This is a genomic window from Pararhizobium sp. IMCC3301 (assembly GCF_030758315.1).
Taxonomy (GTDB): domain Bacteria; phylum Pseudomonadota; class Alphaproteobacteria; order Rhizobiales.
Genome location: NZ_CP132336.1, coordinates 3,888,556 through 3,902,900, shown reverse-complemented (window position 1 = coordinate 3,902,900; position 14,345 = coordinate 3,888,556). Strand labels below are relative to the sequence as shown.

The following is a 14,345-nucleotide window of genomic DNA, read 5'->3' as shown; positions in this document are numbered from 1 at the left end:
AAAACCTTGTGATCAGACGGATAAATTGACCGGGCGGGCGGGGCGTGCAGCACCCCGCCCGCCTGTTGCTCAGAGCGAAGGCAGATTGGCGGGCAGCGGCTGACCCAGCCATTTCTCGGTGATCTCGGAAAGCTTGCCGGTCGTCTTGTGATAGAAGACGAACGTATCGAGCCAGCGCAACAGTTCCGGATTGCCCTGCTGAATGCCGACATGGGTGGGCGCCAGCCGCAGGATGAACTTGGCGTTCAGCTCGACGCCCTCATTGTTGGCCATCAGGTTCTGCGAAACCACATTGGCTGTCGCCAGCAGTTCGGCCTGTCCCGACAGGAAAGCCGCGGCGGCCGTCGCATCATCGTCAAAGCGCTGGATATTGGCGTTCGGCGCAACTGCCGTCAGCTCGATATCCTGGGTGGTGCCGCGGGCCACGGCGATGCTTTGCGAACCGAGTTCCTGCGGCGACGTCACGGCAATGGAGTCGGGGCCGAAAACGCCGATCGACAGCGCCGAATAGGGCGAGGAAAACGCCACCTGCTGGGCCCGTTCCGGGGTCGCGCCCATGGCCGAGATGACCATATCGAGCCGGTCGGTGACCAGATAGGGAATGCGGTTGGCGCCGGTGATCTGCTGCAGTTCGACTTCGACGCCGAGCGCCTCGCCGATCAGATTGGCGACGTCGACATCGAGGCCGATCGGGTTGTTGTCCTTGTCGACATAGCCGAAGGGCGGCACATCGATCGGCACGCCGATCCGGACCTTGCCGGCCGACAGGATGTCCTGCAGATCGGCGGCGATGGTCGGTCCGGCAAATACCGTGCCGAGCGCCAGCACGGCGCCTGCGAATGTGGATAACATCTTCTTCATCTTACTTCTCCTTGGTTGGTTGCAGTCATCTGCGTGGAATGCGGTTCTGCGTCGGCTTCCTCTGTTGGTTTGGGTAGGGCTTTCGCGACGGGTCAGTGAAGGACGGCATTGATGAAACTCTGCAATTCGGCGGTCTTCGGCTCCTGCAGGACCTGGCGGGCCGGTCCGTCCTCGTGAATTCGGCCCTCATGCATGAAGATCACCCGGTCGGCGACATTGCGGGCGAAATTCATCTCGTGGGTGACCAGCATCATGGTCATGCCGTCCTTGCCGAGGCTCTCCAGCACCTTGAGCACCTCACCGACCAATTCCGGGTCCAGCGCGGAGGTGATCTCGTCGAACAGCATCATCGTCGGCTGCATGGCCAGCGAGCGGGCAATGGCCACCCTTTGCTGCTGGCCGCCGGACAGTTCATCGGGATAGGCCAGCAGCTTGTCGGCAAGTCCCACCTTTTCGAGCATTTTCAGGGCGGTCTCGCGGGCCGCCTGTTTGGGCGTTTTGCGCACTAACCGCATGGCCAGCATCACGTTGCGTTCGACATTGATATGCGGAAACAGATTGTAGCTCTGGAACACCATGCCGACTCGGGTGCGCAGCGCGTTGTGATCGGCATCGGGCGCCGTCACCTCGATATCCTCGACAATAATCGTGCCTTCCTGTACCGGCTCGAGCGCATTGATGCACCGCAGCAGCGTCGATTTTCCCGAACCCGAGCGGCCGATGACTGCGACGATCTCGCCCTTTTCGACGGTCAGGGACACTCCCTTGAGGACCTCAAGATTACCGAAGCGCTTGACAACATTTTCCATTTTAACGAGCGACATGAATTCTCCTCTCCAGCACCTGGCTAAGCTGCGACAGGCTGAAGCAGATGACGAAATAGATCAGCGCGGCGACGATATAGACCCGCAGCGGCGCGTAGGTAGCGGAGGTCATGATCTGGCTGGCACGGGTCAGTTCGACAAAACCGATCAGCGCCGTCAGCGACGTGTTCTTCACCAGTTGCACCAGGAAGCCGACCGTCGGCGCGATCGAGATGCGCACCGCTTGCGGGATGATCACATAGGCGAAACGCTGCACATAGGTCAGGCCGAGCGAGGCGCCGGCCTCCCATTGACGCGACGGCACCGATTGCAACGATCCGCGCCAGATCTCGCCGAGAAAGGCGCTGGCATAGAGCGAAAGGGCCAGCGCCGCTGCGGTCCAGGCATCGACCGAAAACCCGAACAGCGGCAGCCCGAAAAACAGCACGAAGAGCTGGCCGAGCAGCGGCGTCCCCTGGATCAGGTTGATATAGCCGATGGCCAGCCAGTTGAGCGGCCGGAACGGGACGATCCGCGCACAGGCCAGAATCAGGCCCAGTAGGCCGCCGCCGAGGGCGGCGATGACCGCCAGGCCGATAGTCCAACGGGCCGCCAGCAACAGATAGACGATGTCGCCACTGGAAAATTCACGGATCATCGCGACGGCCTCCGCACAAACACGGCCCAGTAGAAGGCAGCGAAGATGGCTCTCAGCAGCAGCGTCAGCCCCAGATAGGTCAGGGTGATGAGCGTGTAGACTTCGAACGAGCGATAGGTTCGCGATTCGATGAAGGCGCCCTGGTGAAACAATTCGGTCGCGCCGATCGCCGAGACGATGCTGGTGGTGAGCATCAGCAGCACAAACTGGCTGGTCAGCGCCGGATAGATCGCCTTCAGCGCCTGGAACAGCACGACATAACGGAAGGTCTGCACGCCGCTCAGTCCGAGGGCGCGGCCGGCTTCGACCTGGCTGTGACGGATGGATTCGATGCCGGCGCGAATGATCTCGGCGCCATAGGCGCCCATATTGATCGACAGGGCGATCAGCGCCGATTCATTGGCGCTTAACCTGATGCCAATCGACGGCAAACCAAAAAACACGATGAACAACTGCACCAGCAGCGGTGTATTGCGGATGGTCTCGACATAGGTGCGGGCGACGGCGCGCAGCGGCGCGTTGCCGGCCGTGGTCATCACCGCGACGACCAGCCCTATCACCAGCCCGATCACCATCGTCGCGACCGACAGTTGCAGCGTCAGCAACAAACCATCGAGAATGAGATCGCGATAACGCCAAATTGCCGAGAATTTGAAATTGTAGTCCACCCGGCCCTGATCCCTCCCGACCATAACCCTGCAATACGCCAGCACCGCATCTGTGCTGTTGAAACCCTCCCTACGCGGCTATTCTGCTCTGGCGGGGTGGTCTACAGCACCGTATTCTGTTGGCTTTAAGCGCACTATCCATGTATATATATATGAAGTCAAGAATTGCCAATGAAGTGAGCACTGCCATGAGCGATGGACAAGCCACCTATGCCGCTCCGGCTCTGGAAAAGGGTCTGGACATTCTGGAACTGCTGGCCCGCGAAGGCCAGCCGATGGGAACAAGGCAAATCGCCGCCGAACTGGGGCGCTCCAAGGCGGAAATCTTCCGCATGGTCCATGTGCTGCTTGGGCGCGGCTATATTTTCCGCGACCCCAGCACCGAATTTCTCAGCCTCTCCAACAAGCTGTTCGCCCTCGGCATGCAGACGGCCCGCGCCCGCAATCTGGTGAGCGTCGCCGCCCCGATAATCGAGCATTTTGCCGAAGAGGTGCACCAGGCGGCGCATCTGGTTGTGCCCAATCGCGGCGAAGCCGTCATCCTCGCCGCCAGTTCCGGCGGTGCCGACATGAACTTTTCCCTCAAGCTGGGTTATCACCGGCCGTTGGCCGATTCTCATTCCGGGCTGGTGCTGATGGCGTTCCAGTCCGAGACGGTGCGCAACCGCATGATGACCGAAAGCCTGACCCTGATGAACCGCCCGCCGGACAGGACCAGCCTGTGGGCGGAACTGACGGAGGTGCTCGAAACCGGATCCATCGTCCATGAAAGCCGAGACATTGTCGGCGTCACCGACATCTGCAGCCCGATCCTGTCCAACAAGGGCGAGGCGCTGGCCTGCATCACCGTCGTCGCCGTCAGCCGGCGCGATGCCAAGCAGAATTTTGAAGCAATCCTGGCGCGTCAGACCCGCGCCTGCGCGGAAATTGCCACCGAGCTGGAAGCCTATTCTCCTCATGTCAGACTGCAGGGCAGCGCCGCCGAAAGCGAATTGCAACTCTGATCGCGATGCCGGCCCGAGGTTCCGAATTGAAACAACCGTCTTGTATATAAACTGACCGTATCAAATAAGAATTGATCTTCGTTGAGAGTCGTTTGTTGATGCAAGCTGTCTAACGTCAGCGCCTATGGGACAAATTATCCGAATTGCATAAGGGAAGATTTCTGGTTCATCAATGCGAACAAGGCCATGCTTCCGGCCTGACGTCTGAATGGCCTGCCCGCCATTCGGTCCCGCCAATTTGCAAGGAACAGCGTAACCTGTTTCAAACCCTCTGACCGTCCCGAAACCCCTTCAAACCTTTACGATATTCAAGCAGCGTGTCCTGATACTACCAGCCTCAAACTGCTAGCGTCTAAAAGCGGTTCCCAGACTTTTGGCAGAATCTGCCAGCATGTGCGCAGACCGGCCGTCTGGGGCAAGCTGACACCTGAGAATGCCCCCGGAAACACGGCCGAAATCCGATAAATTTCCATTGTACTGAATATGTTTTGGGTGGTGGCTGTGCAGGCAGTCCGGAGCTGACCAGTCTGAGCGACATTTCCCTGAAAACAGGGAAATCAACAGGGAAATCACGCTATTTTCGCCATTTCTCGCGCCTACGTCCCTGATTTATGGCTATAAATCAGCTACTTACTGTTGAATTCCCTAGCCGAATTAACAGGGAATTTTTGTCGAATAACAAGGTATTATTTGAGGCGAACAGGGAAACACTGGCAGAAGAAACCAGCTTCAGGATGGAAAACGACCAACCTGTCCTTGCGAACTTGATCTGGTTTAATGCGACCGGATTTTCGCGTGCTGGGAGACCTATAGGCGTTTGGGGATCCTGTTAATGTTGAAGTCTTGCAACAACAAACCAATCAGATACGCCGCCAACCTTCAAATCCCCAAAACACCAGATTCAGTCATAACTCTTGTCGCGAAACCCTGTCGCTAAATATCTGCATGAAAATCGGATATGCCCGCGTTTCAACCGTCGATCAAAACGCCAACTCGCAGCGCGACACCTTAAGTTTGCGGGATTCGAAAAAATTGTCACTGACCAAGTGTCGGGAGCCTCGGCCAAGCGCCCGAAACTCGACAAGCTGTTAGCAAGTCTGCAAGCGGGTGACGTGCTCACGGTCTGGCGGCTGGATCGCCTCGGGCGCTCCCTACCCCATCTGATCGAGGTCGTGCGCGATCTCGAAGCCAAGGGCGCTCACCTGCACAGCCTGACCGAAGGCATCGACACAACAACGGCGCAAGGTCGCCTCACCTTCCATCTCATGGGGGCTCTGGCCGAATTTGAACGGTCATTGATCGTCGAGCGGACGCAGGCAGGCCTCAAGGCGGTGCGAAGTCGTGGGGTGGGTGTTGGGCGTCCCCTTTCCCTCACTGCCGCACAGATCAAGCATGCTCAAAAGCTGATCTGGAGCGCTGGGTGACGCCGTTTTCCGCAGCGCTGCGGCACAAGATGCGGGCACGGATGTGTCCTGCCTATGTTGCGGGGCTGATCGATCTTGGCGATCGCAAGAGCATTCAGCCGATGGCGGCACGTAATAGCGGCGTGAGCTATCACCAGCTTCAACATTTCATCGGAAGCAGCGTTTGGGATGCAGCCCAGCTCGAAGCGACGCTACTCGCCGAGGCTGACAAATTGGTTGGCGGCGACAGTGCCTGGCTAATCATTGACGACACCGCATTGCCGAAGAAAGGCTGTTACTCGGTTGGCGTTGCACCACAATATTCCTCCGCTCTTGGAAAGACTGCCAACTTCCAGTCTCTGGTCTCGGTCACGCTGGCATCGCGCGAGGTGCCGGTAATGGTAGGACTCATAGAGCTCATTTTACAGGTATTGAATCCGCACCAAAACCGTGCGGTGGCCCGGAAGATTTGCAATTTCCCCTCGACTTCCCGGCCCACGCAAGCTCAGCTGGATGCAAGAAGGACACGACCCGGGAACAGATTCCAGCGGCCTTCGCCAAATCAGATGATCAGTTCCCTGCATCATGGCAGATGCGGTCACTCTTGCTATGGAGGGTCAGTATGCGTCCGTACCAGCCCAACGAGCGGCTGAACTGGTCTTTGAGATTGATCAGCATCTTTAGAATGCCTGTGGCCAAGTGACAACATTCCGGGCCTTGTTTTAGGCCTTAAACTGCGGCAACCCTGTAGCCGCCATTGTGGTGCTCGCGGGACCCAATCTCAACTAACCGGAGCCGGCCCTTCAGCTACGATAGCCCGGGAACTTTGCCATTGCATAAAGGGCGCCCCGACGACTTTGTCAGCTCTGTCGCGTGACTGCGTCATCATCCTGCTCTCGTCTTCCGCGATATAGTCCCGCATAATCGGCAAAGCCGTCACCTTTTTTGCTAGCTGAAGCTGAAACACAACAAGGCCGTTGTGACGAAATCCGGCTTCACAGGCTGCCAGGTAGAATTCCCACATCCGGCAGAAGCGCTCGTCGTAAATTTCGACGGCCCTGTCACGATTGGCCATGAAGCGCTCTCGCCATGCCTTCAGCGTTTCGGCGTAATGCAGCCGCAAGATTTCAAGATCGGTGACGATCAGTCTGCTTCTTTCGATTTCAGGAGTAATTTCCGACAAAGTCGGAATATATCCCCCGGGAAATATGTATCTGCGGATCCAGGGATGCGGAGCGGCAGGCTCGCCGACACTGCCGATCGTATGAACCAACGCGACCCCGTCTTCGTCCAGAAGGTCGGCCAGTTTTTCGAAATACTCACGGTAATGCCCGGCGCCGACATGCTCGAACATGCCGACCGAGACGATACGGTCGTAGCGGCCGCTTTCCAGTCGATAATCCTCGAGCAGGAAGCGGACAGCATTTGATAGTCCCTCGCGTGCGGCGCGCGCTTGGGCATAACGTTGCTGTTCGACCGACAGTGTCACACCGGTGACATCGGCACCGGAGACCCTGACCAATGACAACGCCAGCCCGAGCCGGCGTCCAGCACCTTCAGCCCTTCTTCCAGCCGCAGCTTAGCAGCGATATGGCGCATCTTGCGGGCTTGTGCTTCTTCCAGACTGTCCTGCGGGGTCTCGTACAAGGCACAGGAATACTGCCGTTCGGCATCGAGAAACAGCTCGTAAAGATCATCCGACAGGTCGTAATGATGTGCCACGTTCCGTTGCGCGCGACCAATCGGATTGTACATCGTGAATCGCCGACCCAGCCAGCGCAGGCGCTGCTGCATCTGCCGCAGCCAGTGGCCGCGGCCCAGCCCGATATTGCCAAGCCAGAGCGCGAGAAAGTCATAGATATCGCCCTGCGTCACATTCAGTGTGCCATCCATATAGGCCTCGCCCAATGCCAGATCGGGATTGAACGCAAGCCGGCGCAAGGTTTTCCAGTCCTGTATCTTGGCGACAACCACGGGATTGCCGCTGCCAAAGCTCAGACTACGGCCATCGGGCAGCCGCAGAGTCATCGTTCCGTTCCGGATGATCCGCGCCAAAGCGGTTTTTAGCACCGCTTCGGAAAACCAGGTGCGGCGCCCGAGCGGCCGGGACACTGACGGGCTTTGTGAAGTCATCGTCATTACATAATCTCACTTTTTAAAAACCAGCATATTTCGGCGGAACACAGTAGTTTTAAGCGTCAAATGCCATAGCCGTAGCCCCACGCCGGAAGGCGGCCCAACTGGATGTCGACCTTACCTTCGCCCACGGCCTCTTCGGCGGCCAAGCGGATGGTGTTGGCCTCGAAATCGTTTTCGACCATGCCGTAAATGCTGGCGACGCCGTCGTTGACCACCACATTGACCAAAGACACCTGAATTCCCGGCACGTCAGCCAAAGCCTCAAGGATGCGGGCCCGTATCACGCGCTCATCGGCGCTGGGCTCGGGAATGACAGAAGCCACCGACAGGCCCTGCAACAGGTTGCTCCGGCTGACGATCCCGACAAGCTTGCCGTCGCGCAGAACCGGAATCCGCTTGATCCGGTGTTTTTCAAGCACCGCCGCCGCACGGCCGACCGGCGTGTCCTCTGGCAGGGTGATCATTTCGCGCGTCATCACATCACGGGCCTGCCGACCGTGGGCTTTCACATAGTCGGCTGCGCTGGTCCCGTCACCAGCGAAAAGTTCAAGCCACCAGGACCGGCGCGGCGCATCGGCATCGGCGACCCGGCGCATCAGATCACCCTCGCTGACCAGTCCTGCGACGGCACCCGCCTCATCCACTACGGGTACGCCGCTGATATGGTGTTTGAGAAACAGGCGGACAATTTCCTCAATCCGGGTTTCGGGTGTCACGGTGACGACCTTTTTCGTCATGACGTCTTTGACCAACATGGCAATTTCCTTTCGTCTCAGTTTTCGCTCTTGGATCACGGCGCAACGGCGACCGTGCTTTCGTGCTCGTCGTGCGTGCACCAGACTCATTCGCAGTCGGCATGGCTGCAGCTTGGATCGGCCAACGGCGCGCGATACCGGCGCCGAGCGAACGGAAGCAACAGGTGCCTGGGCAGCGAAAGCCGGTAGGCCCAGTTCCCTGGCATCCCGTTTCACCAGTCGGCGCATGTCGAGGTTCATGCTATGCTTCTGTCGTCTACGTCCTTGCTGTACCTGAGCATCCCGCCGCCCCTCAGCGCTGCTCGTCACGCGGTGGGTCAGCGTTCGGATCGGCCGCAGTCTCGTCGGTGTTAGAGCGCCTCTGATCTTCGTGTAGATCCTGGTCGCGTTGGTCTTCGGGCTCGCGATGGCGCGATCCATTTCTGTGACCGCCGCCGTGACCATGAAACAGATGCATCACGATAAATCCTCCGATCAGCAGGACCAGAAACCAGTTGTCAACAATCCATTGCATCGCACACTCTCTGACAAATATCGCTCCGCGCGGGCACACCGATCAAGATGCTTACCTGGGGCGAATATATTGGAGACGCTGTTCATCCGAGAACATTACTGTAGCGCAGGATCTGGCGCGATCACCTGCGATCGCTCGGATCACCGATTATCGGAGGATCTCAGTTCGCACCAATCCTGGTCAGAATGTGCATTTTGTCCGAATGGCAGGCGTAATCGTTGCAACTATACTTCGGACAATTCATGCAAACGGCGAGCCTGATACGTCAGAAACGGATTGCCGTTGCGGACCGGCGCAGTCACGATCTCAGTGTCGTGAAAGTCTGGCATATCCGGCATATCTGGTGGAGACGTCGTGTTGGTCATTGCGGCGACCTTGTAGTTTAGTGTGCAAAACAACATTGTTAAAATGTATGAATTTGGATCGATAATTCAGGACCCGCAGTAAGAATTGGCCGTGTACCTAGCGTATCACTTGATATTGCCTGCCGCTCAATAACTTGAAGATGTAATCACAATGATCGCGTGGAGTGCATTATCCCATGGAAACCGAAAAAAACGTGCTGGTGCTGCAGGGCGGTGGCGCGCTCGGAGCCTACCAGGCTGGCGCCTTCGAGGCGCTATTTGCCAGCGGGCGGCGAACGGAATGGGTGGTGGGCGTCTCTATCGGTGCGATCAATGCCGCGCTGATCGCGGGAAATCCGCCCGACCGCCGTGTCGAGAGGCTTCGGGCCTTCTGGGATCTGGTGTCGTCCAGCGGTGGTGCCATGCCTTTCCTGACGGGCCTGATCCCGCGCGGGTTTGCCAATGAACTAAGCGCAAGCGCGACGATGGCGCAGGGCGTGCCGGGGTTCTTTTCGCCACGCTTTCCGCCGGCTGCGATGATGCCCGCCGGAAGCATCGGTGCCAATAGTTTCTATGACACCTCGCCGCTACGCGAAACCCTGCTGGAGCTTGCGGATTTCGACTATCTCAACGCCGGTCCGGTCCGCCTTTGCATCGGCGCGGTCAATGTCGAGACCGGCAACATGACGTGGTTCGACAGCGCGAAACAGACGATCACGCCCGATCATATCATGGCCAGCGGCGCTCTGCCGCCGGGGTTTCCCGCTGTCGAGATCGACGGCGCGCTCTACTGGGACGGCGGTCTGGTTTCCAATACGCCGCTGCAATATGTCTATGACGAACGGTCCGCCGAAGATCTGTGTATCTTTCAGGTCGATCTGTTCAACGCACGCGGCAAGATGCCGGCGTCGATCTGGGATATCGACCGGGCGTTCGGCGATCTGCTACGGTCCATTTCGGCGCATTTCGCGCATGAGGAGCATCAGATGCGGGCCGCCGCTTATGACCAGATCGGCGTGCACAAGCACGATCATGAGCGTCTGATCGATTCGCTTCGCGACATCATGGATGGCGAGCGCGATACCTCGGAGCGCTCGGCGCGCCGACTAACAGAAGTTCTGGAGGAATGGTTCACCGGTCATTTTTCGCGCCATGACGCACGGCTGCACCACAAGCTTGGGCCCCATTCTCACGAGTGAAGTGCAATACGAACATGGCCATTTGGTTGCTGCGGAACCGCAACCCGCTGTGATAAAGCGATGTCGGTTCCCTTTCAACATCCTTGATATTCTTCGTGTTGCAGAGCAACAGGCAACAAATAGCTGTTGACGTCAGTGTTGAATTTTGAAGGCCGCTCAGTTTTACATATCACTTGACAGCTTGCAGATTCATATGCCCCTTTACTTAAACTGATATCTCAGTTGAGTTATCATATTATTTTTCGAATTTGGCCATCGCGCCGAAGTGATATGGGAGTAAGAAGATATGAAAAAAATTGTTCGGTGTGCTGCACTGGTGGCAGCGCTTTTTGGGTCGTGGGCCGCACAGGCGGCGGATTTTCCTGATGGTCAGATAACCTTGATAGTTCCATTTGGTGCTGGTGGCGGTTCAGACCGTGTCGCCAGAACCGTTGATCGCTTCTGGCAGGAACAGACCAGCGAAAGCTTCAACTTTCAATATCAACCCGGCGCTGCCGGGGCCGTGGGAACGGACGCCATAGCCCGGGCCGATGCCGATGGTTATACTATTGGCATCGTGAACCTGCCGAATATGGTGGTTCAGCCGGTGTCCGGATCGGCCACATTCTCGCTGGATGGTTTCGATTATATCGGCCGTGTGAATTCTGACCCAATTGTGCTGATGGTGCCGGAATCGAGCCCCTACCAGACTCTCGAAGACTTTGTCGCCGCAGCGAAGGAAGCACCGGGAACCATGACCCTGGCGATCACAGGCACGTTGGGTGCTGCCCACATCGCAGCCTTGCAGATGATGGATGGCGCCGAGATCGAAGTGACACTGGTGCCCACGCAGGGCGGTGCCAACACTGTAGCGCGTATCAGCGGCGGTCATGTGAGCGCTGGATTGATCGGGCTTGGCCTGTTCACCAATCAGGAAAGCGGCCGCGCTCTGGCCGTCACATCTGAAGAGCGGTCCAGCTTTGCAGCTGACGTCCCGACTTTCACAGAAAAAGGCATTCCGATCTCGCTCGCGACTGCCCGGATTATCGTGGCCCCTGCAGGATTGCCGGATCATGCTCTGACTTACCTGCGTGACACGCTGAAATCGGTGACTGAAAGCGAAGGCTTCATAACCGCATCAGCCGAGCAAGGTCAGGGTGCCATCTGGCAGGACGGCGAAGCTCTGGAAGCCTCCGTCATGGCGATGGAAGGAAGCGTCTCAGCTCTGCTGCGCAAGTACAAGCTGATCGACTAGTTCTGCATTATTTTCAGGGCGGCCGGTTGCTTTCGGGCCGCCCTGAAACGGGAGACACATTCTCCGGAGACACATTTCAATGGCCTTTTCCGAAAGTCTCGCCGCTGCAATGGATCCGATGGTCCTGTTGCTGATCATTCTGGCGACCGTCTTTGGCGCGATCATCGGTGCGCTGCCGGGCTTCAGTTCAGTGATGGCGATTTCCCTGTTGCTGCCCGTTGTGTACCCGATGGACCCATTGATGGGACTGCTGGTGCTCGGCTCGATCTATATGGGCGCAATGTATGGCGACGCGAATTCCGCGATCCTGCTGAACATACCCGGCACAGCTTCATCCCTGCCCACGACATTTGACGGGTTTCCGATGACCTTGCAGGGCCGCGCCCGCGAGGCGCTGCTGGCGGCCCTTGCCGGGTCGGTGTTCGGCGGGATCACAGGCGTGCTGGTGCTGATGCTGACATTTGGGGCATTGGCAGAATTTTCGTTGCGATTTGGACCGCAGGAGTATTTCTGGCTGACGATCCTGGGATTAACCACCATCGCGGCACTCTCTGAAGGCAACCTTATGAAAGGTCTTGCCGGGGGTGGATTGGGTGTCGCGATCAGCCTGATCGGTCTGGATTCCTATTGGGGCACGCCACGGTTCACTTTCGGCCAGTCCTCCCTGATTGCAGGCGTTCACCTGATCCCTGCGTTGCTGGGCCTGTTTTGCGTGGCTCAGGTTCTGGCCAGTCTTGCCGACCCGGCCGGCGAGCGCCGTGCCCCTGAAATCGGACGCCAACAGGATGCGCTGCGCATAGTCCTGCGGAGCATGGTGCGCCGCTGGGATGTCATGATCCGCTCATCGGCCATCGGAGTTCTAATTGGCATGTTGCCCGGCGCTGGCGGGCCCATTGCATCAACGATTTCCTATAATGAAACGCGCCGCTGGGATCGCGACAGTTCCAGCTATGGCAAAGGCCGCATCGAGGGCGTGTTTGCCTCGGAAGTCGCCAACAATGCCATGGTCGGCGGCAGCCTGATTCCGATGATGGCACTCGGCATTCCTGGCAATGTCAACGCCGCCGTCATACTTGGTGCATTGTTATCCTTCGGGATGCGACCTGGCATGAATTTGATTTCCGACGGATCAGGCGTGGCGATGTCGTTCATGATCGGACTGCTGATCTCCAGCATCCTGCTTGCCCCTCTGGGCTATTTCCTGATCATCCGGGTGTCTACACTGGTGTTGAAAATCCCGCGAACCTACCTTGCGCCGTCGATTCTGGTGTTTGCTTCGGTCGGCGCATTTTCGGTGACAAATTCGATGTATGGCGTTGCCATCATGACGGCCATGGGGATCGGCGGGTATGCGCTGAGGCTGATCAAAATGGAAGCCGCACCCATCGGCCTGGGTCTGATACTTGGTCCGATCGCCGAGCGTGAATTCACCAGTTCACTGCTTATCGCACAGGCACAGGGAAGCTATTGGAGCATTGCGCTGCGGCCGATTTCTCTGGTCCTGATTTTCCTATGTCTGCTCTCGATCGCAACACCGATGTTTCTGATGCTGCGAAAACGCATGATGGCCCGACGCATCGACGAGGACAAGACTGCGAGGTCGAGTTGAAGATGGCGGTTTTTGAGAAGATCATCCTGGCGATCGTCATTGCATTCTGCGGCGTTCTGGTTGTGCAATCCATCGGCATCAAACCCCCGGCGCGGACCTTTCCGCTGTTTGTAAGCGGTCTCACGGGCATACTGGCTGCATTCGCTCTGGGGCGTTCAGTTGTTCAACCGCTGACCGATTCAGGCATTCCGCAAAACCGCATGAAAACCATTGTGCTCGCAGCCGCTGGCCTGATTGCTTATGGTTTGATGATGTCGGTCAACTATCTGGCTGCAACGGTGGTGTTTCTGTTTTTCGGCTATGTTTTTCTGATGCCGGAAAGTACACTGAAGGGTGTGATCACTGCCGCGTGTGTCACTCTTGCGACCACTGGCTTTACCTGGTTGTGCTTTTCCTATTGGTTGGGGGTCAATCTGCGCTGATGTCAGTCTGCAAGCCCCAACGCCCGGTTCCAGGATGCTTTCAAGTGGACCTCCATAGCCTCGGCCGCGCCTTCCACATCGCCTGCAATTACGTGATCGAGAATATCAAGGTGCTCTTTGATCGCGCGCCTGTCGGTATAGTTGCGCAGGCGAAATACCAGCCGCGACAGTTGCAGCCGGTCAAGCACTTTTTCGAACAAATCGTCTGCAAAATCGTTCACCAGCGCCGAAACAAACAACCGGTGCATTTCGTGGTCGAGTGCAGTTCGGGCATTGATTTCGCTCAGATCAAGCGGGCTATGTGCGGTGTCGCTCTGGTTGGCCGCTTCGGTCCGCCTGCGCAAGTCAGCAGCGACTGCCTTGTCGCCGCCGGCGGTAAAGGCACGGACAGCGTCGATCTCAACCATCAAACGCATCTGAAAGGCGTCGTTGATGGTTTTCTCGTCGATATGGAGGATCTGGACCCCGCGCTGCGGAATCAGTGTGACGATGCCATCGCCTTCGAGCCTCTTGAGCGCCTCGCGCATCGGCCCCATCGGCACATCAAGCATCGCACACAGCTCCCGCTGGGAGACCAACTGAGCTGGCCGAAGCGCACCTTGTTTCAAACTGTCCATGAACCGGTTGTGGGCCAGGTTGCGCAAAGTAGTCACTTTGGGCGTGGCGGCATCGGTCATCGGGAGTCCATCAATGTTTCAAAAAGCGGCAGATCACGGAGCCAGCCATCTGATG

16 protein-coding genes and 1 pseudogene are annotated in these 14,345 nt (G+C 57.7%); 7 read left to right on the top strand and 10 right to left on the bottom strand.

Features of this window, described 5'->3' with window-relative positions:
* Nucleotides 1-69: 69 nt before the first annotated feature.
* The 4 genes from RAL88_RS18750 to RAL88_RS18735 form a co-directional block, all read right to left on the bottom strand.
* The gene (locus RAL88_RS18750; RefSeq protein WP_306265540.1) at nucleotides 70-861 is read right to left on the bottom strand and encodes a transporter substrate-binding domain-containing protein; all 792 of its coding nucleotides are present in this window, start codon (nucleotides 859-861) and stop codon (nucleotides 70-72) included.
* 92 nt (nucleotides 862-953) lie between these two features.
* On the bottom strand, nucleotides 954-1,685 hold the full coding sequence (locus RAL88_RS18745) for an amino acid ABC transporter ATP-binding protein (RefSeq protein ID WP_306265539.1): 732 nt from the start codon (nucleotides 1,683-1,685) through the stop codon (nucleotides 954-956).
* The gene (locus RAL88_RS18740) at nucleotides 1,672-2,322 is read right to left on the bottom strand and encodes an amino acid ABC transporter permease (RefSeq protein ID WP_371932117.1); all 651 of its coding nucleotides are present in this window, start codon (nucleotides 2,320-2,322) and stop codon (nucleotides 1,672-1,674) included. Before RAL88_RS18740 ends, RAL88_RS18745 begins: the two co-directional genes overlap by 14 nt.
* Nucleotides 2,319-3,014: an amino acid ABC transporter permease gene (locus RAL88_RS18735; RefSeq protein ID WP_371932116.1), complete on the bottom strand. Its 696-nt coding sequence runs from the start codon at nucleotides 3,012-3,014 to the stop codon at nucleotides 2,319-2,321. Before RAL88_RS18735 ends, RAL88_RS18740 begins: the two co-directional genes overlap by 4 nt.
* A 164-nt stretch (nucleotides 3,015-3,178) precedes the next feature.
* On the opposite strand from RAL88_RS18735, the gene RAL88_RS18730 reads away from it, so the two are divergent.
* The 3 genes and pseudogenes from RAL88_RS18730 to RAL88_RS18720 form a co-directional block, all read left to right on the top strand.
* The gene (locus RAL88_RS18730; RefSeq protein ID WP_306265536.1) at nucleotides 3,179-3,994 is read left to right on the top strand and encodes an IclR family transcriptional regulator; all 816 of its coding nucleotides are present in this window, start codon (nucleotides 3,179-3,181) and stop codon (nucleotides 3,992-3,994) included.
* 914 nt (nucleotides 3,995-4,908) lie between these two features.
* Nucleotides 4,909-5,418, top strand: coding sequence for a recombinase family protein (locus tag RAL88_RS18725; RefSeq protein ID WP_306265534.1), 510 nt, complete (start codon nucleotides 4,909-4,911; stop codon nucleotides 5,416-5,418).
* Nucleotides 5,403-5,807: pseudogene (locus RAL88_RS18720) on the top strand (transposase); the annotation flags it as partial. The gene RAL88_RS18725 and the pseudogene RAL88_RS18720, both read left to right, overlap by 16 nt.
* 371 nt (nucleotides 5,808-6,178) lie before the next feature.
* Here the strand turns inward: RAL88_RS18720 and RAL88_RS18715 are convergent.
* The 5 genes from RAL88_RS18715 to RAL88_RS18695 all read right to left on the bottom strand — a co-directional run bounded on the left by RAL88_RS18715 (nucleotide 6,179) and on the right by RAL88_RS18695 (nucleotide 9,170).
* Nucleotides 6,179-6,919 carry a cyclopropane-fatty-acyl-phospholipid synthase family protein gene (locus tag RAL88_RS18715; RefSeq protein WP_306265533.1) on the bottom strand — a complete coding sequence of 247 codons (741 nt, stop codon included), beginning with the start codon at nucleotides 6,917-6,919 and terminating at the stop codon, nucleotides 6,179-6,181.
* Complete coding sequence (locus RAL88_RS18710; RefSeq protein WP_306265532.1) at nucleotides 6,883-7,536, bottom strand: class I SAM-dependent methyltransferase; 654 nt, start codon at nucleotides 7,534-7,536, stop codon at nucleotides 6,883-6,885. The genes RAL88_RS18715 and RAL88_RS18710 overlap by 37 nt, the downstream gene beginning before the upstream one ends.
* A gap of 59 nt (nucleotides 7,537-7,595) precedes the next feature.
* Nucleotides 7,596-8,291 (bottom strand): CBS domain-containing protein, encoded by a 696-nt coding sequence (locus RAL88_RS18705; protein WP_306265531.1) that lies wholly within the window; start codon nucleotides 8,289-8,291, stop codon nucleotides 7,596-7,598.
* A 292-nt stretch (nucleotides 8,292-8,583) separates the two neighbouring features.
* Entirely contained in the window at nucleotides 8,584-8,805 is a 222-nt protein-coding gene (locus RAL88_RS18700; protein ID WP_306265530.1) for a hypothetical protein, read from the bottom strand.
* Between the two features lie 224 nt (nucleotides 8,806-9,029).
* The gene (locus RAL88_RS18695) at nucleotides 9,030-9,170 is read right to left on the bottom strand and encodes a hypothetical protein (RefSeq protein WP_306265528.1); all 141 of its coding nucleotides are present in this window, start codon (nucleotides 9,168-9,170) and stop codon (nucleotides 9,030-9,032) included.
* 176 nt (nucleotides 9,171-9,346) lie between these two features.
* Between RAL88_RS18695 and RAL88_RS18690 the strand changes: the two genes are divergently transcribed.
* From RAL88_RS18690 to RAL88_RS18675, 4 genes are all read left to right on the top strand, one after another.
* Complete coding sequence (locus RAL88_RS18690) at nucleotides 9,347-10,348, top strand: patatin-like phospholipase family protein (protein ID WP_306265526.1); 1,002 nt, start codon at nucleotides 9,347-9,349, stop codon at nucleotides 10,346-10,348.
* A gap of 286 nt (nucleotides 10,349-10,634) precedes the next feature.
* A complete protein-coding gene (locus tag RAL88_RS18685) occupies nucleotides 10,635-11,582 on the top strand; it encodes a tripartite tricarboxylate transporter substrate binding protein (RefSeq protein ID WP_306265524.1) in 948 nt (315 codons plus the stop codon).
* Between the two features lie 79 nt (nucleotides 11,583-11,661).
* Nucleotides 11,662-13,191, top strand: coding sequence for a tripartite tricarboxylate transporter permease (locus RAL88_RS18680; RefSeq protein WP_306265522.1), 1,530 nt, complete (start codon nucleotides 11,662-11,664; stop codon nucleotides 13,189-13,191).
* Between the two features lie 2 nt (nucleotides 13,192-13,193).
* Nucleotides 13,194-13,613: a tripartite tricarboxylate transporter TctB family protein gene (locus RAL88_RS18675; RefSeq protein WP_306265521.1), complete on the top strand. Its 420-nt coding sequence runs from the start codon at nucleotides 13,194-13,196 to the stop codon at nucleotides 13,611-13,613.
* Between the two features lie 2 nt (nucleotides 13,614-13,615).
* On the opposite strand, the gene RAL88_RS18670 is transcribed toward RAL88_RS18675, so the two are convergent.
* Nucleotides 13,616-14,290 (bottom strand): GntR family transcriptional regulator, encoded by a 675-nt coding sequence (locus RAL88_RS18670; protein WP_306265519.1) that lies wholly within the window; start codon nucleotides 14,288-14,290, stop codon nucleotides 13,616-13,618.
* Nucleotides 14,291-14,345 lie beyond the last annotated feature (55 nt).